Raw genomic sequence first — 21,201 nt, 5'->3', positions numbered from 1 at the left:
TAGGAGCGAGCTTGCTCGCGAAAAACGTCAGCGATGACGCGTTTTGCCGGTAGGACCGATGCGCCTGATGTTTTTTCGCGAGCAAGCTCGCTCCTACAGGGGGGGTGGTGTTAAAAGGAATGGGTTTGCTGCCGCCGCTTCCACTGATTCAACCGCTGCTGCAGGTTCAACGGGCTATGGATATGCTGCTGACGCGCGCGGCTGAACAGGATCAGCGCCAGTTCGGCGGTCGCCAGGGCGTCGGCGCTGGCGTTGTGACGCTCGAAGACTTCCAGCTTGAACCAGTCGATCCACTCGTCCAGACCGGCTTCGCGGATGTTGGCCTGGGGACACAGCAAAGGGGCGATATCCGCCACATCCAGGAAAGCATGCTGCAACTTGTAGCCCAGGTGATCTTTCAATGCGCGTCCCAGCATGTGCTGGTCGAACGGCGCATGAAAGGCCAGCACCGGGCTGTCGCCGACAAACTCCATGAACTCCAGTAACGCTTCGGCCGGATCGCTGCCGGCGGCAATGGCGCTGGGTCCCAGGCCGTGAATCAGCACACTGGGGCCGAGTTTGAGTTCGTCGCATTGCAACGTGCGCTCGAACTGGCGACTGAAGTCGATTGCGCCATCCTCGATGACCACGGCGCCGATGGACAGTACTCGGTCCTTGTTCATGTTCAGCCCGGTGGTTTCCAGGTCGAGCACGACCCAGCGCTGCTCGCGCAGGCTGCATTCACTCAATCCGCCCACCGTTGGCAGGCATTGAAGGCGCTGCTGCAACTCTACGGACAAGCTTGGGCCTGCGGGGCGCAGCCATGAAAACAGGCTCATAGTTGGTACCGCAGGGTCAGGCTGCTTTGCAGGCGTTGAGCCTGGCGCAGGGATTCACGCAGGATGCGTCGATCCAGATGATTGAGGCTGTCGGGATCGACCCGGTTGGAGTAGGGCAAATTTTCCCGGGTCTGCAGCTGATGTTGTTGCATGCGGGTTTGCTGGATGAAGTGATAAGCCTCTTCGTACGCCGCGCCGTCCAGTGGCTCGATGACCTCCTTGGCCACCAGTTGGCGGAAGCGCTCTAATGTGTTGTTCGCTTCGATGCCGTGGGCCAGGGCAAGTAACCGCGCGCCGTCGACGAAGGGAGTCAGGCCCTGGATCTTCAGGTCCAGAGTGGCCTTCTCACCATTTTTGCGCGCCAGCACGAACTCACGGAAACGTCCTACGGGAGGACGATTGCGCAGTGCGTTTTCCGCCATCATGCGCTGGAACAGGCGGTTGTCGGCCACCTGGTCGAGAATCCCCCGACGCAACTGTTCGAAGCCTTGCTCGCTGCCCCAGACCACGCGCAAATCGAAGTAAATACTTGAACCCAACAGGTTCTCTGGCGTGGCCTCTCGGATAAACGCCGCAAAGCGTCGCGCCCATTCGGCCCGGGACAGGCACAGCTCGGGATTGCCGGCCATGATGTTGCCTTTGCACAGGGTGAAACCGCAGAGCGCCAGGCTCTGGTTGATCTGATGGGCGATGGGCAGCAGTTTTCCGCGAATCTCGGCGGCGTGGGCCGCGTCCTGTGCTTCGAACAGAATGCCGTTGTCCTGGTCGGTGTGCAGCGTCTGTTCGCGGCGACCTTCGCTGCCGAAACACAGCCAGCTGAACGGGATACCCGGGTCGCCTTTCTCGGCCAGGGTCAGCTCTATCACCCGGCATACGGTGTGGTCGTTGAGCAGAGTAATGATGTGGGTGATCTGGGTCGAAGACGCGCCGTGGGCCAGCATGCGCTCCACCAGTTGACCGATCTCGCCCCGCAGCAGCACCAGGTTTTCCACACGCTGGGCGCTGCGAATGGTGCGCGCCAGGTGCACCAGGTCGACCCGTTGCAGGGAAAACAGATCGCGTTCGGAGACCACGCCGCACAGGCGCTGATCCTTGACCAGGCAGACGTGGGCGATATGCCGCTCGGTCATTGCAATCGCGGCATCGAAGGCGCTGTGGTCCGGAGACAGAAAAAACGGAGACCGGGTCATGTGCCGCTCGATCGCCTCGCTGAAGTCGCCGGTGCCGTTGGCCACCACATGACGCAGATCACGCAGGGTGAAAATCCCCAGCGGCGCCTTATGTTCATTGACGATCACAATGCTGCCGACCTGCTGCTCGTGCATCTGGGTCACGGCCTCACGCAGGGGCGTGATTGGGCTGCACATCACTGGATGGCGCATGGCCAATTCACCCAGGCGGGTGTTGAGAGAATATTGGGTGCCCAGGGTTTCCACGGCTTTTTGCTGGACCTGCTGATTGACCTGGTCCAGCAGGCTGCTCACACCACGCAGGGCAAAGTCGCGGAAGGTGCCGGAAATGGCAAAAAGCTTGATGAACGCCAGCTTGTTCAGCTGCAGGCAAAAGGTGTCTTCGGCGGCGAGATGTTCGGTACGGGTCGCACGCTCCCCCAGCAACGCAGCGAGGGGGAAACACTCGCCGGTGGTGATTTCGAAAGTGGTTTCGGTGCCGCCCTTGGCCGTGTGCGGCCGTTCGCCGACGACCCGACCCTGCTTGACGATGTAAAAGTGCTCAACCGGGCCGTCCGCGGGCTTGATGATGCTCTCGCCGGGGGCATAAAAACGCAGCTGACATTGCTCGACCAGGTACGCCAGGTGCGCGTGTTCCATCTGGTTGAAGGGCGGGAAGCGCTGAAGGAATTGCAAAGTGCCCTGGATGTTCTGCAACACCGCGGTTTTCCCTGCCTGTGTGAAGGCGTCCGCTTTACTCATAACCATTACCGCAGTCTTTTTTTGAATTGTTGTTGTCGGATGACTCACCCATGGTCGACCCCTACGGTCGGGGTGCCCATTGGACGTAAGTCTAGGTAGGCCGCAAACGTGATGCAGATTCGGAAAGAACCTACCCAAACGTGAGAAAAACCTCACCTTTGCCCTATTGGAAAATTTTCCGACGGAGTGCACATTGATGGTGTGCTTAGCGATGTCTCACCACTGTGCTAGGGAATTGAATTGAACATGTAGAGAATGCCATGTCCGACCACGATATTTTGAGTGACGCCGAGCGCCAGGCGCTCAGTGACGTCATGCTGGAACCCGACCTGCCGCCGCAACGGGTGCTGATCGTCGACGACGACAAGGACGCCCGAGAGTTGTTGTCGGAGATCCTGGCATTGGACGGCATTCGTTGCATGACGGCAGCCAGTGGCGAAACCGCACTCAAGATGTTGGAAGAGAAACCCTCGATTGGCCTGGTGATCACCGACCTGCGCATGGGCCATATCGATGGCCTGGACCTGATTCGCCAGGTGCGGGAGTCTGTGCGGGCGGCGATGCCGATCATCATCGTCTCCGGCGATGCCGACGTAAAAGACGCGATTGCCGCGATGCACCTGAGCGTAGTGGACTTCCTGCTCAAGCCGATCGATGCCGAAAAATTGTTAGCGCTGGTCAAGCAAGAACTAGGAATTCAGTAACCAAACATTTGTAAGTGATAGTTGCCTCGTATCTCCTTTCAACCGTGTTTGAGTGGAGTTTGCGTTCTCCTGGGTGTAATTGAATTTTTCTCCTTGAGTTGAGACAAGTCTGCTCATAAATAGCTGGCGGTTGTTGATCAGGTTTTCAGATATCTTCCCTAAGATTGAAGTTCGGATGAATTTTGTTGAATCCGTTTTTCAATCAACTCAGAAAAATAATAACTAATCATTACATGCCGATTTCTTAGCCCGGAAGCGACTCATTGAGTGGCGCTATTGAACAAGCGTGTTCTCATTTTGGTGAGTGATTCCATTTTTGACCTGGAAGTTAGAGTTCTCAGGTGTGTGCGTGTGGATGGTTATAAGGGAACAACATGATAAAAATGGATTGGCGCGACTTGCTTTTGATTCTCGTAGTAACAGTCATGTGGGGTAGCAACTATTCGGTCATTGATATCAGCCTCGATGGAATAGACCCGTTTATGCTGACTGCCTTGCGTTTCACTTTTTGTGCATTTCCCTTGGTGTTTTTCGTTCCTAAGCCGAAAAACATCAGTGCTTCAACCCTCGCGCTATACGGTTTGTTGTTCGGGGTCGGAATGTGTTGGTTGATGAACTACGGAATGTTTCTCGGTGTCAGTGCTGGTGTGACTTCTTTGCTCCTGCAATTCAGTGCCTTTTTTACGGTCATATGGGGAGTGATGTTATTCGGCGAAAAAATGTCGGCCATTCAGGTAGCAGGTATTCTCCTGGCATTGGTGGGGCTGATGTTCATCATTCATATGACCGAATCGCATGACCAGAGCCAGGGTTTGTTCCTGATACTACTGGCAGCCTTTTGCTGGAGTCTTTGCAATGTACTGATCAAGAAAAGCAAGGTCGTCGACATCTTTTCCTTCGTCGTCTGGTCGAGTCTGTATGCAATTGCGCCGCTGTACCTGATGACTTATTGGGTGAAGGGGGCTGAGCCCTTTGAGGCGTTGTTGACGGACTTGAATACGTCGGTGTTGTTGTCCATCCTGTTCCAGGCGTACGTGGCGACCATTTTCGGTTATTGGGCGTGGAACCGCTTGATCAGGAAGTATCCGGCGAGCCAGGTTGCCCCGTTGTCTGTCATCGTTCCGGTATCCGGTATCCTGACTTCATGGTATGTGCTCGATGAACCCATTGAAGGCGTAAAACTATTTGCCCTCGTGCTTACGGTCCTGGGTATTGCCATATTCATGTTTGCACCAAGAATTGCGAACTACATCGCTGAAAGCGCCTTACGGCTCAGGAAATAACGGGGTAAAAACAATAATCCCCCGGTCGTCAGGCCGGGGGATTGTTGTCGAGCAACTATATTTTACAGCGCGTTCCTGGCCTTGAACTCGCGACGACGACGGTGCAGAACCGGCTCGGTATAGCCGTTCGGCTGCTTGGTACCTTCCACCACCAGTTCGACCGCCGCCTGGAAGGCGATGTTGCTGTCGAAGTTCGGTGCCAGCGGACGGTACAGCGCATCACCGGCGTTCTGACGATCCACCACCGGCGCCATGCGCTTGAGGCTTTCCATCACTTGCTCTTCGGTGACGATGCCATGGCGCAGCCAGTTGGCGATGTGCTGGCTGGAAATACGCAGCGTGGCACGGTCCTCCATCAGGCCGACGTCATTGATGTCCGGCACCTTCGAGCAACCCACTCCCTGGTCGATCCAGCGCACCACATAACCCAGGATGCCCTGGCTGTTGTTGTCCAGTTCGTTCTGGATCTGTTCGGCGGTCCACTGCGGGTTCACGGCCAGCGGGATGGTCAGGATGTCGTCCACCGACGCATGGGCACGCTTGGCCAGTTCGGCCTGACGGGCGAACACGTCGACCTTGTGGTAGTGCAGCGCGTGCAACGCAGCGGCGGTCGGCGAAGGTACCCACGCGGTGTTGGCACCGGCCAATGGGTGAGCGATTTTCTGTTCCAGCATCGCTGCCATCAGGTCCGGCATGGCCCACATGCCTTTACCGATCTGCGCGCGACCTTGCAGGCCGGTGCTCAAGCCGATATCGACGTTGGAGTTCTCGTAGGCGCCGATCCATTTTTCCGCCTTCATGTCAGCCTTGCGCACCATCGGGCCGGCTTCCATGGAGGTGTGGATTTCATCGCCCGTGCGGTCAAGGAAACCGGTATTGATGAACACCACGCGCTCGCTGGCGGCCTTGATGCAGGCCTTGAGGTTGACCGTGGTACGGCGTTCCTCGTCCATGATGCCGACTTTCAGGGTGTTGCGCGCCAAGCCCAGCACGTCTTCGATGCGCCCGAACAGCTCGTTGGTGAACGCCGCTTCTTCAGGACCGTGCATCTTCGGCTTCACAATGTAGATGGAGCCGGTGCGGGTGTTTTTGCGCGAAGTGTTGCCGTTGAGGTTGTGCATCGCCGCCAGGCAAGTCACCAGGCCATCGAGGATGCCCTCAGGCACTTCGTTGCCGTCTTTATCGAGGATCGCGTCGATGGTCATCAGGTGACCGACGTTGCGCACGAACAACAACGAACGACCGTGCAGGTTCACCGCGTTACCGTCGACACCGGTGTAGGTGCGGTCGGCGTTCATGGTGCGGGTAAACGTCTTGCCGCCCTTGGCGACTTCTTCCGACAGGTCGCCCTTCATCAGGCCGAGCCAGTTGCGGTAGATCACCACCTTGTCATAGGCGTCGACGGCGGCGACCGAGTCTTCGCAGTCCATGATTGTGGTCAGCGCGGCTTCCATCAGGATGTCTTTGACACCCGCTGCGTCGGTCTGGCCGACCGGGGTACTGGCATCAACCTGGATTTCGAAGTGCAGGCCGTTGTTTTTCAGGAGGATCGCGGTGGGTGCCGAGGCATCGCCCTGGAAACCGATCAGCTGGGCATCGTTGCGCAGGCCGCTGTTGCTGCCGCCTTTGAGGGCGACCACCAGTTTGCCGTCAACGATGTTGTAGTGCGTGGAATCGACGTGGGAGCCGGCCGCCAAGGGCGCCGCTTCGTCGAGGAAGGCGCGGGCGAAGGCGATGACCTTGTCGCCGCGAACCTTGTTGTAGCCTTTGCCTTTCTCCGCGCCGTCAGCTTCGCTGATGGCGTCGGTGCCGTAGAGCGCGTCATACAGCGAACCCCAGCGGGCGTTCGAGGCGTTGAGCGCGAAGCGGGCATTCATCACCGGCACCACGAGTTGTGGACCGGCCATGCGGGCGATTTCTTCATCGACGTTTTGCGTCGTTACCTGGAAATCGGCCGCTTCTGGCAGCAGATAACCGATGTCTTGCAGGAAGGCTTTATAAGCCACGGCATCGTGCGCCTGGCCGGCGCGTTCCTGGTGCCAGGAATCGATACGAGCCTGGAAATCATCGCGTTTGGCGAGTAGGGCTTTGTTCTTCGGCGCCAGGTCATGAATGACCTTGTCGGCACCGGCCCAGAACTTATCGGCGGTGAGGCCGGTACCGGGAATGGCTTCGTTGTTCACGAAGTCGAACAGGACTTTGGCGACCTGCAGGCCACCGACTTGAACGTGTTCAGTCATTGCTTGCCTCACTCTGCTCAGCTATTTCGCTTTTCAGCTCTTCAATTTAACAATGAAGCCTCTGGCCATTTAAACCACAAACCCTGCGACCAGTACATGCCATTTCTGACGGCTGGGTGGGGACCAATCAACGGCTTTAGGGCCTTGCTGACAGGGCTTTCAGGGATGCGACTGCGCCTGTGGCGGACATCGATCCAACGTTATGTAGTGCGCGCAGCGGCATACTACATGATGAGTTGCGGTTGTGAAAATTAGACTAATTACGTCGTTCTGCGACCCCATGACGCATTGCAGTCACGTCGCGGATCGGGATGTTCTCAAAAAACCATGAGATTGTTCCAGTTAAATATAAAAAGTTGTACACGATTTGTGCCCGGGCGGCAGATCGGTGGTGCATCGCTTCGCTGGCAAACCAGCTCCTACAGGCGGTGGCGTCAGTCGATTCAGCACAGCAACCACCCTTGCCTATACTTCTCTTTCAATAACAAAAGAGGGCTGCGCCATGGACCACCTCGTACTCACTGTTTTTGCACCGGACAAGCCTGGGCAGGTCGAGCGCATTGCCCAATGCATCGCCGAGCAGGGCGGCAATTGGCTGGAAAGCCGCATGTCACGCATGGCTGGGCAATTCGCCGGGATTCTTCGGGTCGGGGTACCGGCGGAAGCCTACGATTCACTGGTCGATGCCTTGCAAGGGCTGTCGGCCCATGGCATTCGCGTATTGATCGCCGAAAGCGGCATCGAACAGTCGTGCACCTGGAAGCCGATCGCCATGGAACTGGTGGGCAATGACCGGCCGGGGATCGTGCGCGACATCACGCGCTTGCTCAGTGAACAGGGGGTCAACCTGGAACGACTGGTGACCGAAGTACGTCCGGCGCCCATGAGCAGCGAGCCGCTATTCCACGCCGAAGCGATACTGGCGGTGCCGTTGACGCTGTCCCTGGACGTGCTGCAATCGCGCCTGGAAACCCTGGCGGACGATCTGATGGTGGAATTGGTACTGCGCAGTGAGCCTTGATCGGGTTATCCAGATTAAACGTGCACCTGCCTGTGGATAACCTGTAGAGACAGCCCGCCAGGCCACGGCGGACGTGGCTTATCAAAGATTGATCAAAAAACCAGCAGTTTCAGTGACTTGCGCACAAACGGCGGGGATCACGCTGTGGATAACCTTGGGAAGGATCGGTGCAGGCCATGGAGAACGTGGCCTGCAGAGGTTTGTGCGTTTTTTGATCAGCTGCGCCGACGCAGGCTGAACCAGGCATCGATGCTGTAAACCGCCAGGCCGGCCCAGATGAAGATGAACGCCACCAGCGTACTGGACGACAAGTGCTCGCCAAACAGCAGGACGGCTTGCAGCAGCACCAGGGTCGGCGCCAGGTATTGGAGGAATCCAAGTGTCGTGTAGGGCAGATGCCGCGCGGCGGCGTTGAAACAGACCAACGGCACCAGGGTCACCGGGCCGGCAGCCACCAGCCACCAGGCTTCGGAGGTGGTCCAGAATTCAGCCTGGGCGCTGCTGGCGGTTGGATTGAGCAGCAACCAGGCCAGCGCGATCGGCACCAGCATCCAGGTTTCGACCACCAATCCCGGGAGCGCCTTGACCGGCGCCTGTTTGCGAATCAGCCCGTAGAAACCGAAGGTCAATGCCAGCACCAGCGACACCCAGGGCAGGCTGCCGACTTGCCAGACCTGTTGCGCCACGCCAACCGCCGCCAGCCCCACAGCAATCCATTGCATGCGGCGCAGCCGTTCGCCGAGGATCAGCATCCCCAACAGTACGTTCACCAAGGGGTTGATGTAGTAACCGAGGCTGGCCTCCAGCATGCGCCCGTTGTTCACCGACCACACATAGGTAAGCCAGTTGGCGGCGATCAGCGTGCCGCTCAGGGCCAGGATCGCCAGCCGGCGCGGATTCTCCCGCAGTTCGCGCCACCAGCCCGGGTGTTTCCAGACCATCAGCAGCAAGGCGCCGAACAGCGCCGACCAGAGCACGCGATGGATGATGATCTCCACGGCGGGCACGCTGGCGATGGCTTTGAAATAGAGCGGGAAAAGTCCCCAGATGATGTAGGCACTCAGGCCCAGGATGTACCCGCGACGCGGGTTGGCGGCTTGCATGCAGAATCCTTGCTTAGGCAGCTAACAAAGAGGGGATTGTAAGGAGATTTGTCTACGAATGTCCTGCCTGAATAGGTTGGGCAATTGTGAACACAGAACAAATGTGGGAGCGGGCTTGCTCGCGAATGCGCAGTGTCAGCAAACTTGATGTCGACTGACACACCGCATTCGCGAGCAAGCCCGCTCCCACAGTGAATTTGTGTTTCTCAGAAGAGTTTCAGCGGCTCTTCATTGAGCGCCGCCAGCTGCTCGCGCAACGCCAACACCTGATCTCCCCAATACCGCTCCGTACCAAACCACGGAAAACTGCGCGGAAACGCCGGGTCGTCCCAACGCCGTGCGAGCCAGGCGCTGTAGTGCATGAGGCGCAATGCGCGCAGGGGTTCGATCAGCGCCAGTTCCCGGGGATTGAAGTCGTGGAATTCGTTGTAGCCGTCCATCAGTTCTGACAACTGACCCAGGCAGTCCTGACGATCGCCGGCCAGCATCATCCAGATGTCCTGTACCGCCGGTCCCATGCGGCAGTCGTCCAGGTCGACGATGTGGAACATCTCGTCGCGGCACATCATGTTGCCGGGGTGGCAGTCGCCGTGCATGCGGATGTTCTGGTGCGGCGTATTGCTGTAGGCATCTTCCACACGCTTGAGCAGATCGCGGGCCACGGACTCGTAGGCCGGCAGCAGGCTGCGGGGGATGAAATTGCCTTCGAGCAAGGTCGTCAGCGAGTCATGGCCGAAGTTTTTCACCGCCAGCGCCTCTCGGTGCTCGAACGGCTTGGTCGAGCCCACCGCATGCAGGCGGCCGAGCAGTTGTCCCAGGCGATACAGCTGATCGAGGTTGCCGGGTTCCGGCGCGCGGCCGCCGCGGCGGGGGAACAGGGTGAAACGGAAGCCATTGTGTTCGTGCAGGGTTTCACCGTTGTGGATCATCGGCGCGACGACCGGCACCTCGACCCCGGCGAGTTCGAAGGTGAACTGGTGTTCTTCAAGGATCGCTTCGTTGGTCCAGCGCTGCGGGCGGTAGAACTTGGCGATCAGTGGCTCGGCGTCTTCGATGCCGACCTGGTAGACACGGTTTTCGTAGCTGTTGAGCGCCAGAATGCGGGCATCGCTGAGAAAACCGATGCTTTCGACGGCATCGAGCACGAGGTCTGGGGTGAGCGTTTCAAACGGGTGGGCCATGCTGACTCCTGCGCGCAGCAGGCTGCTGCGTCCGGCCAGGCATGGTAGCGCAGACAGACATGGATAGGTTGTGACTGTGCTGACGCCTTCGCTGGCAAGCCAGCTCCTACAGGTCATGCGCCATTTTTGAAATCGTGCATGACTTTGTAGCTGGCTTGCCAGCGAAGAGGCCCTGTCAGGCGCCGACGACCCCGCCATCCTCCCGGGTAATCACCATCACCGAAGACCGCGGCTTGCCGTTCGGCAGGTGCTCAGGGAAGGTCGAACCACCGTTCTCCCCCGGATGCTGGATCCCGACAAACAACGTCTTCTGGTCCGGCGAAAAACTGATGCCTGTCACTTCGCAGCCAATTGGCCCGACCATGAACCGACGAATTTCCCCGGTCGCAGGGTCGGCGCAGAGCATCTGGTTGTTGCCCATGCCGGCGAAATCACCGGCATTGCTCGAATCGCCATCGGTTTGTATCCACAGCCGACCGGCCTTATCGAACGCCAACCCATCCGGGCTGTTGAACATGTTCTGCGGGGTGATGTTCGACGAACCGCCCTTCGGCGTGCCGGCATGCACTTGCGGGTTGCCGGCGACCACGAACAGATCCCAGGCAAAGGTGTTCGAGGCGTGGTCATCGCGGTCGGTGCGCCAGCGCAGGATCTGCCCGTAGACATTCTTTTCGCGCGGGTTCGGCCCGCCCACCGGTTGCCCCTCTTCGCCGCGCTTGGCGTTGTTGGTCAGGGTGCAGTAAACCTGACCGTCCGTGGGGCTGACGACGATCCATTCCGGACGGTCCATGCGCGTGGCCTTCACCACGCTGGCCGCCAGACGGGCATGAATCAACACCTCGCCTTGGTCGGCAAAACCGCTGCTGGCGTCGATGCCGTTTTTGCCGTGGGTCAGTTCGATCCATGCACCCTGGCCTTTGGGGTGATCGGCATTGCCGTCGCCTGCATCGAAACGGGCCACGTACAGGGTGCCGTGGTCCAGCAGGTCGCGGTTGGCCTTGGGGTTCTTGTGGTTGATCTTGTCGCGGCTGACGAACTTGTAGATGAACTCGCCGCGCTCATCGTCGCCCATGTACACCACGGCGTGGCCGTCTTTGGTTTCAGCCAGGGCGGCGTTTTCGTGTTTGAAGCGGCCCAGTGCGGTGCGCTTGACCGGGGTCGATTTCGGGTCGAACGGGTCGATCTCGACCACCCAGCCGTGGCGGTTGAGTTCGTTGGGATTGTTCGCCAGGTCGAAGCGCGGATCGTGTTGATGCCAGTTGATGTCTTTGCTGGTCGCCACCACGCCGTAGCGTTTCTGCGCGGCGTCGAACTTCAGCTCGGCATTGGTACTGCCAAAGCAATCGGTGAAGTTCTCTTCACAGGTCAGGTAGGTGCCCCACGGCGTCTTGCCGTTGGCGCAGTTCTGGAACGTGCCGAGGACGGTCTTGCCTTGCGCATCGGCACTGGTTTTCAGCAGTGCGTGACCGGCAGCCGGGCCGCTCAGGTTGATCGGCGAATTGCCGTGGATGCGGCGGTTGTAGGGCGAGCCCTGGACGAACTGCCAATGACCCTCCTTGCGCTGCACTTCGATCACCGACACGCCTTCGCAGGCCAGGGCCTTGTGCACTTCCTGCGCTGATTGCGGCATGCCCGCGTGGGGGTAGAGGTAGCGGTAGTTGGTGTATTCGTTGTTGATCGCCATCAGCGCCCGGTTGTTGTCATCGGGGAAGGCGAACAGGCTCATGCCGTCGTTGTTGTCGCCGAACTGGACTTCCTGATGCTCGGCGCTGCCGTTGCCACTCGCGTCGAAGGCCGGGCCGTTGTTCTGCAGGGGCTGACCCCAGCTGATCAGTACCGAAGACTTGTAGCCGGGTGGCAGGCTGATCGCGTCGCTGGTCGCGGCGGGGATGCTCTCGAAACCCAGCAACCGGCTGGTGCCGGCGCTGACACTGGCGGCCAGTGCGCTGCGGCTCAGCAGGTTGCCGCCGAGGAACATGGCGGCACCGCACAAGGCGCCTGCGCTGATGAAACCACGGCGGCTGAGGCCGACCATCTGTTCGAGGTCGGTGGGTTGGTTGTCTTCTAATAGGCTCACATCAGGCTCCCTGCGATTTTTGCAGTCACCTTAATGGCGGACGATGACGCTTTTGTTGCAGGTGTATTTAAAGCGGCGTGCCGAGCAATACGTTGGACGGGGAGAACTGCGCGCGCACTGGTTTGCCGCTGGTCAGCTTGCGCGATTGCAAATGCCAGGGCTCGGCCAGGGCGCAGAGCGTCTGGCCGTTGGGCAGGCCGATGCGCACTTCGCAGGGGCCGTCTTCGGCGTCGAGGATTTCCTCGATGACGCCTTCGAGGCAATTGTGTCCGGGTGTTGCCTCGTCGCCGCTGCCCAGCACATCGAGCCAACCGGCCTTGATCAGGGCGACCACTTCGGTGCCGGTTTGCAGGTCCAGGCGCAGGGTGCTGTCGTGGGTGATCTGCGCAGCGATGCTCAAGCCTTCGGCCAGTTCAAGGCGGACCCGGTCGTTGTGGCCCTGGGTTTCAATGGCCACCACCTTGCCGTGCAACTGGTTGCGTGCGCTGGTCCTGAGCATCAGGCGCCCGAGCAGATCGAGGTCGCTGGCGTCTTCAGCGGCCTCCAGGACCTGGGCTTGCAGCACCTGCAGCTTTTGATAGAGGCGTAGCACACGCTCGCCCTCGGTGGACAGTTTCGCGCCGCCACCGCCTTTGCCGCCGACACTGCGCTCCACCAACGGTTTTTGCGCAAGGTTGTTGAGTTCATCGATGGCATCCCAGGCGGCCTTGTAGCTCAGGCCCGCGCTTTTCGCCGCGCGGGTGATCGAGCCCTGCTCGGCGATGTGTTGCAGCAGGGCAATGCGTTGCGGGCGGCGCACAATGTGCTGGGACAACAGCGTAGGCAAGGACATGGCAAGACGCTTTGGGCAATGACGATGGTGAGGACGTTGGCGGCTCGGGGCCCGGGAGTCAAGTCACGGCGACTCGCCAGGTTTGGGTGTACGTGCCAGGCAATAGACGTCGACCCGTGTGGCGCCTGCGTCCATCAACAGGCAAGCCAGTGCTTGCGCGGTGGCACCCGTGGTCAGTACGTCGTCCACCAGCGCCAGATGGCGATTCTTCACCGATACGTCGGGTGCCAGGGCGAAGGCGTGTTGCAGGTTCTTTTTGCGGGCCGCGGCGTTGAGGTCTTGTTGGGCGTTGGTGTCTTGGGTTCTCGATAGCAACCGTTCATCGGAAGGCACATCGAGGCGTTCGCTGAGCCAACGCGCCAGCATTGCAGCCTGATTGAAGCCTCGTTGGCGCAGGCGCCGGGCAGCCATCGGCACGGGGACCAGCGCATCGGGTCGCGGCAAGTCATCGTCGAAGCGATGTTGCAGGGATTGAGCGAGAAGTTCGCCGAGCAGGTGGCCCAACGGCCATTGCGCGCTGTGCTTGAAGCGGGTGATCAGGCTGTCGATCGGGAAGTTGTAAGTCCAGGGCGCAACCACTCGTTCAAACGCCGGAGGCTGCTTGAGGCACTGGCCGCACGTCAGGCCGGCAGCGGGCAAGGGCAGGGCGCAGGTCTGGCAGTGCTCGCCGAGCCAGGGCAACTCGGTTTCGCAAGCCATGCAAATGGGCGTGGAGCCATCGGCCGCTTCATCACACAGCAAACAGTGCTGTTTGTTTTTTAACCAGATGTAAACCTGCTTGTCGTATCGTGGTTGACAGCGCATGGCTCTTCCTTAAATATGCCGAAACACCTGTGATGCGCCGGTGGAAATTCCCTTTCCCGGTCGCCTGCCAAAGCATAAAACAAAGGAAACGCCCATGAGCGCCAGCACCTCTGCAACTTTGCGTCATGACTGGTCTTTGGCCGAAGTCAAAGCACTCTTCGTTCAGCCATTCAATGACCTGTTGTTCCAGGCGCAGACGGTGCACCGCGCGCATTTCGACGCCAACCGCGTCCAGGTATCGACCCTGCTGTCGATCAAGACCGGTGCCTGCCCGGAAGATTGCAAATATTGTCCGCAGTCCGGTCACTACAACACCGGCCTGGAAAAAGAAAAGCTGATGGAAGTGCAGAAGGTCCTCGAAGAGGCTGCGCGTGCCAAGGCCATCGGTTCGACCCGTTTCTGCATGGGCGCGGCGTGGAAACATCCATCGGCCAAAGACATGCCTTACGTGCTGAAAATGGTCGAAGGCGTCAAAGCCCTTGGCCTGGAAACCTGCATGACCCTCGGTCGCCTCGATCAGGACCAGACCGAAGCGCTGGCCAAGGCCGGCCTCGATTACTACAACCATAACCTCGACACCTCGCCTGAGTTCTACGGCAGCATCATCACCACCCGCACCTACAGCGAGCGCCTGCAAACCCTGGCCTACGTACGTGAGTCGGGGATGAAGATCTGCTCCGGCGGCATCCTCGGCATGGGCGAGTCCCTCGATGACCGCGCCAACCTGCTGATCCAGCTGGCCAACCTGCCGGAGCATCCGGAGTCTGTGCCGATCAACATGCTGGTGAAAGTCGCCGGTACGCCGCTGGAAAATGCCGACGACGTCGATCCGTTCGACTTCATCCGCATGCTCGCGGTCGCGCGGATCCTGATGCCAAAATCCCACGTGCGCCTGTCCGCTGGCCGCGAAGCCATGAACGAGCAGATGCAGGCCCTGGCGTTCTTTGCCGGCGCCAACTCGATTTTCTACGGCGAAAAACTGTTGACCACTGCCAACCCACAGGCCGACAAGGACATGCAACTGTTCGGGCGTTTGGGGATCCTGCCGGAAGCCCGCGAAGAACACGCCGACGAAGTGCATCAGGCCGCCATCGAACAGGCGCTGGTGGAGCAGAAGAGCAGCGAGCAGTTCTATAACGCGGCTGTTTGACCTCCGATCCTTCTGAAGAAATGCAAAACCTGTGGGAGCCAGCCTGCTGGCGATGGTGTCAGGTCAATCGACGTCAATGTTGAGTGACAGTCCGTCATCGCCAGCAGGCTGGCTCCCACAGGGGATCGTGCAACTTTTGCACTCTGCGATCTGACACCGAGGCCTGCATGTCTTTCGATCTCGCCGCACGCCTGGCTGCCCGTCGTGCTGAAAACCTCTACCGCCAACGTCCATTGCTGCAAAGCCCGCAGGGCCCGCAAGTAGTGGTCGACGGCCAGCCATTGCTGGCGTTCTGTAACAACGATTACCTGGGCCTGGCCAATCACCCGCAAGTGATCGAAGCCTGGCGCGCCGGGGCTGCGAAGTGGGGCGTGGGTGGCGGGGCTTCGCATCTGGTCATCGGCCACAGCACCCCGCATCACGCCCTGGAAGAAGCCTTGGCCGACCTCACCGGTCGCCCGCGTGCCCTGCTGTTCACCACCGGCTACATGGCCAACCTCGGTGCGGTCACGGCGCTGGTGGGGCAGGGCGATACGGTGCTCGAAGACCGGCTCAACCATGCCTCGCTTCTGGACGCCGGGCTGTTGTCTGGCGCACGTTTCAATCGCTATCTGCACAACGACTCCATGAGCCTGGCCAAGCGCCTGGAAAAAGCCACCGGCAATACGCTGGTCGTCACCGACGGCGTGTTCAGCATGGACGGCGACATTGCCGATCTGCCAGCGCTGGCCCGGGAAACCAGGGCCAAGGGTGCATGGCTGATGGTCGATGACGCGCACGGTTTCGGTCCCCTGGGGGCCCAGGGTGGCGGCAGCGTCGAGCATTTCGGCCTGAGCCAGGAAGACGTGCCGGTATTGGTCGGCACGCTCGGCAAGGCGTTCGGAACGGCGGGTGCTTTTGTCGCCGGCAGCGAAGAGTTGATCGAGAGCCTGATCCAGTTCGCCCGCCCCTACATCTACACCACCAGCCAACCCCCGGCCTTGGCCTGCGCGACCCTCAAAAGCCTGGAACTGCTGCGCAGCGAGCATTGGCGTCGCGAGCATTTGCAGGCGCTGATTCGCCAGTTCCGCCAAGGCGCCGAGCAGATCGGCCTGGAGCTGATGGACAGCTTCACGCCTATCCAGCCGATCATGATCGGTGACGCCGGGCGCGCGGTGCGTTTGTCGCAGATGCTGCGCGAACGCGGATTGATGGTAAGCGCCATCCGCCCGCCAACCGTGCCGGCTGGCAGCGCCCGACTGCGCGTGACCCTGACCGCTTCCCATAGCGAGGCGCAAGTGCAGCTATTGTTAGAGGGACTGGCCGATTGTCATGAACGACTGGGACCGGAGCCTGGCCATGCGTGATCGACTGATTCTGCTGCCCGGCTGGGGTCTCGGGATTTCGCCGCTGGAGCCATTGGCCGCTGCCTTGCAGGGGCTGGACGAACATCTGCGCGTGGAAATCGAGCCGCTGCCAGAGCTCGACTCGAGCCATCTCGAACATTGGCTCGATGAACTCGACGCCAGCGTGCCACAGGACGCCTGGCTAGGTGGATGGTCGCTGGGTGGCATGCTTGCGTCCGAGTTGGCGGCGCGTCGTGGCGACCGTTGCTGTGGCCTGCTGACCCTGGCGAGCAACCCTTGTTTTGTCAGCCATGAACAATGGCCAACCGCAATGCCCGGGGAAACCTTCGATGCCTTCCTGGCGGGTTGCGCTACCGATCCGCGCACGACGTTGAAGCGCTTTTCACTGCTCTGTGCCCAAGGTGCCGAAGACCCGCGCGGCTTGTCGAGGCTGTTGCTCGGGGGCGCGCCACACTCCTCGCCGGCGGTGCTGATGAGTGGCCTGGAGGTGCTTGCGCAACTGGACACCCGCCAGGCCCTGCAGACGTTCCGCGGTCCGCAATTGCATCTGTATGCCGGCCTCGACGGGCTGGTGCCGGCCGAAGCCGCCGAGGCGTTACTGGCGCTGCTGCCGGATGTTGAAATCGGTCTGATCGAACAGGCCGGCCACGCGTTCCTCCTGGAAAATCCCCACGGTGTGGCGGGGGCGATCCAGGCCTTTTTGCATGAGTGCGGCGATGACTGATTTATCTTTTCCCCAATTGCCCGGCGCTTTGCCCGACAAGCGCCAGGTAGCCGCGTCGTTTTCCCGTGCGGCGTCGAGCTACGACAGCGTGGCTGAGTTGCAACGTGATGTCGGCAGCCAGTTGCTCAACCGTTTGCCCCAGGCGTTCGTGCCGCAGCGCTGGCTCGACCTTGGGTGCGGCACCGGCCATTTCAGTCGTGCGCTGGGTGAGCGGTTTCCCGTCAGCCAAGGTGTGGCGCTGGACATCGCCGAAGGCATGCTCAACCACGCCCGGCCCTTGGGCGGCGCCACGCACTTCATCGCTGGCGACGCCGAGCGCATGCCGTTGCGCGATGCAACGTGCGACCTGATTTTCTCCAGCCTGGCGGTGCAGTGGTGCGCGGACTTCACTTCGGTACTCAGCGAGGCCCATCGAGTACTGAAACCCGGGGGCGTTTTCGCATTTGCTAGTCTATGTGTGGGCACGTTGTTCGAACTGCGTGACAGCTGGCGTCAGGTGGATGGCATGGTGCACGTCAACCGCTTCCGCGAGTTTGGCGTTTATCAGCAGCTGTGCGCGGCCAGCGGTTTGCGGGCGATCAGCCTGGAAAACCAGGCGCATGTGCTGCATTACCCGGACGTGCGCAGCCTGACCCATGAGCTCAAGGCCTTGGGGGCGCACAACCTGAACCCCGGGCGACCGGGGGGCTTGACCGGTCGGGCGCGGATTCTCGGCCTGGTCGAGGCTTATGAGCAGTTTCGTCAGGCCCAGGGCCTGCCGGCGACTTATCAAGTGGTGTATGCCGTTTTGGAGAAACCCTTATGAGCTCCGCGTATTTCGTCACTGGAACCGACACCGATGTCGGCAAGACCACGATTGCCGCCGGCCTGCTGTATGCCGCGCGATCAGCCGGGTTAAGCACGGCCGCGGGCAAGCCGGTGGCCTCTGGCTGCACGGTGACGCCCAAGGGCCTGCGCAATGCCGACGCGCTGGCGCTGCTGGCGGAGTGTTCGCTGCCCCTGACCTACGCCCAGGTCAATCCGCTGGCGCTGGAGCCGGCGATTGCGCCGCACTTGGCCGCGCGCGAGGCAGGCATCGCGTTGACCGTGCAATCGCTGTTGACGCCGATGCGCGAGATTCTCGACATGCAGGCCGATTTCACCCTGATCGAGGGCGCTGGCGGCTGGCGCGTGCCATTGGCGGACCAGGACAACCTGTCGGACCTGGCAATGGCGCTCAACCTGCCGGTTATCCTCGTGGTCGGTATACGCCTGGGCTGCATCAACCACGCGCTGCTGACGGCCGAGGCGATTGCCCGGGATGGCCTGCAGCTGGCGGGATGGGTGGCGAACATCATTGATCCGAAGACCGCACGCCTGGAAGAAAACCTCGCGACCCTCGCCGAACGCCTCCCTGCGCCGTGCCTGGGACGGGTGCCGAAACTCAAGATGGTCACGGCCGAAGCGGTGGCGGAGCACCTGCAACTGGACCTGCTGGACTAAGGTATTGGCGATAGCGGCACTGTGCCATTAGTGTTTTTGACGGGCCATTTCCCGGTATGTCTGCTTCAATGGGTATTGACGACTCTTTGCAAGGACGAGTTCTTCCATGGAAATTTCGGGTAATACCGCTTTTTATGCTGGCCTGAGCACTGTCCAGGCGGGGCAGAACCGTGTCGATCAAGCCGCCGGACAAATCGCCAACACAACGATCGAGCGTTCGGTGACCAGCCAATCTTCCGAAGCTCAGGCCGATCGCCTGCGTTCAGTCGACCGCAGTCAGCAGTCTGACCTCGTGAGCAGCAATATCGCCATGGCCGAAGGCAGGTTTCAGGTGGAACTGGGCGCCAAAGTCGCCAAGGCTTCCGACGAAATGCTTGGCACCCTGATCGACACCTACGCCTGAACTCACGCTGAAAGCGCACCGTCTGACGGGTACGCTTTCAGCGTGAGTCCTGCTATCCACTATCTTTCTCACGCTGCGCGTTGCTCAGGCCAACAGCGTCAGGCCCGCGTGCGCGCTAATTGGTAGTCGGATGACGAATGGCAAAAGATAGGTGCTTGACAAGATTTGGGCGTAAACGTATGTTTCAAACAACTGTTTGATCGTTTCGACAACGGTCGCTCATTCCCGGTTACATCAGCAGAGGTTTATCGCTATGCCTGACTACAAGGCCCCCTTGCGTGATATTCGCTTCGTTCGTGACGAACTGCTCGGCTACGAGGCGCACTATCAGAGCCTTCCGGCTTGTGCAGACGCAACTCCAGACATGGTTAGCGCCATTCTTGAAGAAGGCGCCAAGTTTTGTGAGCAGGTGCTGGCTCCGCTGAACCGTGTGGGCGACATCGAAGGCTGCACCTGGAGCGAGTCCGGTGTTAAGACCCCGACTGGCTTCAAAGAGGCCTACAAGCAATTCGTCGAAGGCGGCTGGCCAAGCCTGGCCCACGACGTGGAGCACGGCGGCCAAGGCCTGCCGGAGTCCCTGGGTCTGGCGGTCAGCGAAATGGTCGGCGAAGCCAACTGGTCGTGGGGCATGTACCCGGGCCTGTCCCATGGCGCGATGAACACCATTTCCGAGCACGGCACGCCTGAGCAACAAGAGGCTTACCTGACCAAACTGGTGTCCGGCGAATGGACCGGCACCATGTGCCTGACCGAACCGCACTGCGGCACCGACCTGGGCATGCTGCGCACCAAGGCCGAGCCTCAGGCCGACGGTTCCTACAAAGTCTCCGGTACCAAGATCTTCATCTCGGCCGGTGAACACGACATGGCCGACAACATCGTCCACATCGTGCTGGCCCGCCTGCCGGATGCGCCGGCTGGCACCAAAGGCATCTCGCTGTTCATCGTGCCGAAGTTCATGCCGAACGCCGATGGTTCGGTTGGCGCGCGTAACGCCGTGTCCTGTGGTTCCCTGGAACACAAGATGGGTATCCACGGCAACGCCACCTGCGTGATGAACTTCGACGCGGCCACCGGTTACCTGATCGGCCCGGCGAACAAAGGCCTGAACTGCATGTTCACCTTCATGAACACCGCACGCCTGGGTACTGCGCTGCAAGGCCTGGCCCATGCCGAAATCGGCTTCCAGGGCGGCCTGAAATACGCTCGTGATCGCCTGCAAATGCGTTCGCTGACTGGCCCGAAAGCGCCGGACAAAGCCGCTGACCCGATCATCGTGCACCCGGATGTGCGTCGCATGCTGCTGACCATGAAAGCGTTCGCCGAAGGCAACCGCGCGATGGTCTACTTCACCGCCAAGCAAGTCGACATCGTCAAGTACGGTGTGGACGAGGAAGAGAAGAAAAAAGCCGACGCACTGCTGGCGTTCATGACGCCAATTGCCAAGGCCTTCATGACCGAAGTCGGTTTCGAATCCGCCAACCACGGCGTGCAGATCTACGGCGGCCACGGCTTCATCGCCGAGTGGGGCATGGAACAGAACGTTCGCGACAGCCGTATTTCGATGCTGTACGAAGGCACCACCGGTATCCAGGCACTCGACCTGCTGGGCCGTAAAGTGCTGATGACCCAAGGCGAGGCCCTCAAAGGCTTCACCAAGATCGTCCACAAGTTCTGCCAGACCAACGAAGGCAACGACGCTGTCAAAGAGTTCGTTGCACCGCTGGCTGCACTGAACAAGGAATGGGGCGAGCTGACCATGAAGGTCGGCATGGCCGCCATGAAAGATCGCGAAGAAGTCGGCGCGGCCTCCGTGGACTACCTGATGTACTCCGGTTACGCCTGCCTGGCCTACTTCTGGGCTGACATGGCGCGCCTGGCTGCCGAGAAACTGGCTGCCGGCACATCCGAAGAGGCGTTCTACACCGCCAAGCTGCAGACCGCGCGCTTCTACTTCCAGCGCATCCTGCCACGTACCCGCTCTCACGTTGCAACCATGCTGTCGGGTGCCAACAACCTGATGGACATGAAAGAAGAAGATTTCGCGCTGGGCTACTAAGTCCTAACGCGCTTCTTGAAAAGCCGCTGTTCCTTCCGGAGCA

Annotated in this window: 18 protein-coding genes; 10 read left to right on the top strand and 8 right to left on the bottom strand. The window is 60.2% G+C overall.

All coding sequences use genetic code 11. The features are described from left to right. Window positions 1–110 precede the first annotated feature (110 nt). Complete coding sequence (locus DKB71_RS30745; RefSeq protein WP_323606572.1) at window positions 111–818, bottom strand: 3'-5' exonuclease; 708 nt, start codon at window positions 816–818, stop codon at window positions 111–113. Next, window positions 815–2,755 (bottom strand): putative nucleotidyltransferase substrate binding domain-containing protein, encoded by a 1,941-nt coding sequence (locus DKB71_RS30740; RefSeq protein ID WP_408599166.1) that lies wholly within the window; start codon window positions 2,753–2,755, stop codon window positions 815–817. The genes DKB71_RS30745 and DKB71_RS30740 overlap by 4 nt, the downstream gene beginning before the upstream one ends. 254 nt (window positions 2,756–3,009) lie before the next feature. On the opposite strand from DKB71_RS30740, the gene DKB71_RS30735 reads away from it, so the two are divergent. Then, window positions 3,010–3,453, top strand: coding sequence for a response regulator (locus DKB71_RS30735; RefSeq protein ID WP_274075544.1), 444 nt, complete (start codon window positions 3,010–3,012; stop codon window positions 3,451–3,453). Between the two features lie 374 nt (window positions 3,454–3,827). Further along, window positions 3,828–4,736, top strand: a complete 909-nt coding sequence (locus tag DKB71_RS30730) for an EamA family transporter (RefSeq protein WP_274075543.1) — start codon at window positions 3,828–3,830, stop codon at window positions 4,734–4,736. 62 nt (window positions 4,737–4,798) lie between these two features. Here DKB71_RS30730 and DKB71_RS30725 read toward each other — a convergent pair whose 3' ends face one another. Continuing rightward, a complete protein-coding gene (locus tag DKB71_RS30725) occupies window positions 4,799–6,976 on the bottom strand; it encodes a malate synthase G (RefSeq protein WP_408599165.1) in 2,178 nt (725 codons plus the stop codon). A gap of 502 nt (window positions 6,977–7,478) precedes the next feature. Between DKB71_RS30725 and DKB71_RS30720 the strand changes: the two genes are divergently transcribed. Next, window positions 7,479–7,997, top strand: a complete 519-nt coding sequence (locus DKB71_RS30720) for a glycine cleavage system protein R (RefSeq protein ID WP_274075541.1) — start codon at window positions 7,479–7,481, stop codon at window positions 7,995–7,997. A 215-nt stretch (window positions 7,998–8,212) separates the two neighbouring features. Here the strand turns inward: DKB71_RS30720 and rarD are convergent, their stop codons facing one another. From rarD to DKB71_RS30695, 5 genes are all read right to left on the bottom strand, one after another. Beyond that, a complete protein-coding gene (rarD, locus tag DKB71_RS30715; protein ID WP_323606569.1) occupies window positions 8,213–9,100 on the bottom strand; it encodes an EamA family transporter RarD in 888 nt (295 codons plus the stop codon). A 206-nt stretch (window positions 9,101–9,306) separates the two neighbouring features. Beyond that, window positions 9,307–10,281, bottom strand: a complete 975-nt coding sequence (locus tag DKB71_RS30710; RefSeq protein WP_323626436.1) for a serine/threonine protein kinase — start codon at window positions 10,279–10,281, stop codon at window positions 9,307–9,309. A 175-nt stretch (window positions 10,282–10,456) separates the two neighbouring features. Continuing rightward, window positions 10,457–12,358: a PhoX family protein gene (locus DKB71_RS30705; protein WP_408599164.1), complete on the bottom strand. Its 1,902-nt coding sequence runs from the start codon at window positions 12,356–12,358 to the stop codon at window positions 10,457–10,459. A gap of 67 nt (window positions 12,359–12,425) precedes the next feature. Further along, window positions 12,426–13,190, bottom strand: a complete 765-nt coding sequence (locus DKB71_RS30700) for a TOBE domain-containing protein (RefSeq protein ID WP_408599163.1) — start codon at window positions 13,188–13,190, stop codon at window positions 12,426–12,428. A gap of 63 nt (window positions 13,191–13,253) precedes the next feature. Beyond that, on the bottom strand, window positions 13,254–13,994 hold the full coding sequence (locus tag DKB71_RS30695) for a ComF family protein (protein WP_408599162.1): 741 nt from the start codon (window positions 13,992–13,994) through the stop codon (window positions 13,254–13,256). A gap of 94 nt (window positions 13,995–14,088) precedes the next feature. On the opposite strand from DKB71_RS30695, the gene bioB reads away from it, so the two are divergent. From bioB to DKB71_RS30660, 7 genes are all read left to right on the top strand, one after another. After that, window positions 14,089–15,144, top strand: coding sequence for a biotin synthase BioB (gene bioB, locus DKB71_RS30690; RefSeq protein WP_020796035.1), 1,056 nt, complete (start codon window positions 14,089–14,091; stop codon window positions 15,142–15,144). Window positions 15,145–15,311: 167 nt separating this feature from the next. After that, the gene (gene bioF / locus DKB71_RS30685) at window positions 15,312–16,490 is read left to right on the top strand and encodes an 8-amino-7-oxononanoate synthase (protein WP_408599161.1); all 1,179 of its coding nucleotides are present in this window, start codon (window positions 15,312–15,314) and stop codon (window positions 16,488–16,490) included. Continuing rightward, on the top strand, window positions 16,483–17,214 hold the full coding sequence (locus DKB71_RS30680) for an alpha/beta fold hydrolase (RefSeq protein WP_408599160.1): 732 nt from the start codon (window positions 16,483–16,485) through the stop codon (window positions 17,212–17,214). The genes bioF and DKB71_RS30680 overlap by 8 nt, the downstream gene beginning before the upstream one ends. Beyond that, the gene (gene bioC, locus DKB71_RS30675; protein WP_274075533.1) at window positions 17,207–18,019 is read left to right on the top strand and encodes a malonyl-ACP O-methyltransferase BioC; all 813 of its coding nucleotides are present in this window, start codon (window positions 17,207–17,209) and stop codon (window positions 18,017–18,019) included. Before DKB71_RS30680 ends, bioC begins: the two co-directional genes overlap by 8 nt. Next, window positions 18,016–18,696: a dethiobiotin synthase gene (gene bioD / locus DKB71_RS30670; protein ID WP_274075532.1), complete on the top strand. Its 681-nt coding sequence runs from the start codon at window positions 18,016–18,018 to the stop codon at window positions 18,694–18,696. Before bioC ends, bioD begins: the two co-directional genes overlap by 4 nt. Window positions 18,697–18,802: 106 nt before the next feature. Continuing rightward, a complete protein-coding gene (locus DKB71_RS30665) occupies window positions 18,803–19,099 on the top strand; it encodes a pyrroloquinoline quinone biosynthesis protein PqqE (RefSeq protein WP_323626428.1) in 297 nt (98 codons plus the stop codon). Between the two features lie 253 nt (window positions 19,100–19,352). After that, on the top strand, window positions 19,353–21,158 hold the full coding sequence (locus DKB71_RS30660; RefSeq protein ID WP_323606565.1) for a phenylacyl-CoA dehydrogenase: 1,806 nt from the start codon (window positions 19,353–19,355) through the stop codon (window positions 21,156–21,158). Window positions 21,159–21,201 lie beyond the last annotated feature (43 nt).

Source organism: Pseudomonas sp. PLMAX (assembly GCF_046042685.1).
In the GTDB taxonomy this organism is placed as follows: Bacteria; Pseudomonadota; Gammaproteobacteria; order Pseudomonadales; family Pseudomonadaceae; genus Aquipseudomonas; species Aquipseudomonas putida_AE.
The sequence above is the reverse complement of the archived record's forward strand: the minus strand, read 5'-3'. Positions and strand labels throughout refer to the sequence as shown.

Excerpts from the sequence above, each read along its gene's own strand:
- DKB71_RS30745 (WP_323606572.1), bottom strand. The coding sequence starts at position 818 with ATGAGCCTGTTTTCATGGCTGCGCCCCGCAGGCCCAAGCTTGTCCGTA.
- DKB71_RS30735 (WP_274075544.1), top strand. The coding sequence starts at position 3,010 with ATGTCCGACCACGATATTTTGAGTGACGCCGAGCGCCAGGCGCTCAGT.
- DKB71_RS30680 (WP_408599160.1), top strand. The coding sequence starts at position 16,483 with ATGCGTGATCGACTGATTCTGCTGCCCGGCTGGGGTCTCGGGATTTCG.
- DKB71_RS30730 (WP_274075543.1), top strand. The coding sequence starts at position 3,828 with ATGATAAAAATGGATTGGCGCGACTTGCTTTTGATTCTCGTAGTAACA.
- rarD (WP_323606569.1), bottom strand. The coding sequence starts at position 9,100 with ATGCAAGCCGCCAACCCGCGTCGCGGGTACATCCTGGGCCTGAGTGCC.
- DKB71_RS30660 (WP_323606565.1), top strand. The coding sequence starts at position 19,353 with ATGCCTGACTACAAGGCCCCCTTGCGTGATATTCGCTTCGTTCGTGAC.
- DKB71_RS30710 (WP_323626436.1), bottom strand. The coding sequence starts at position 10,281 with ATGGCCCACCCGTTTGAAACGCTCACCCCAGACCTCGTGCTCGATGCC.
- bioD (WP_274075532.1), top strand. The coding sequence starts at position 18,016 with ATGAGCTCCGCGTATTTCGTCACTGGAACCGACACCGATGTCGGCAAG.
- DKB71_RS30700 (WP_408599163.1), bottom strand. The coding sequence starts at position 13,190 with ATGTCCTTGCCTACGCTGTTGTCCCAGCACATTGTGCGCCGCCCGCAA.
- bioC (WP_274075533.1), top strand. The coding sequence starts at position 17,207 with ATGACTGATTTATCTTTTCCCCAATTGCCCGGCGCTTTGCCCGACAAG.
- DKB71_RS30695 (WP_408599162.1), bottom strand. The coding sequence starts at position 13,994 with ATGCGCTGTCAACCACGATACGACAAGCAGGTTTACATCTGGTTAAAA.
- bioB (WP_020796035.1), top strand. The coding sequence starts at position 14,089 with ATGAGCGCCAGCACCTCTGCAACTTTGCGTCATGACTGGTCTTTGGCC.
- bioF (WP_408599161.1), top strand. The coding sequence starts at position 15,312 with ATGTCTTTCGATCTCGCCGCACGCCTGGCTGCCCGTCGTGCTGAAAAC.
- DKB71_RS30725 (WP_408599165.1), bottom strand. The coding sequence starts at position 6,976 with ATGACTGAACACGTTCAAGTCGGTGGCCTGCAGGTCGCCAAAGTCCTG.
- DKB71_RS30740 (WP_408599166.1), bottom strand. The coding sequence starts at position 2,755 with ATGGTTATGAGTAAAGCGGACGCCTTCACACAGGCAGGGAAAACCGCG.
- DKB71_RS30720 (WP_274075541.1), top strand. The coding sequence starts at position 7,479 with ATGGACCACCTCGTACTCACTGTTTTTGCACCGGACAAGCCTGGGCAG.
- DKB71_RS30665 (WP_323626428.1), top strand. The coding sequence starts at position 18,803 with ATGGAAATTTCGGGTAATACCGCTTTTTATGCTGGCCTGAGCACTGTC.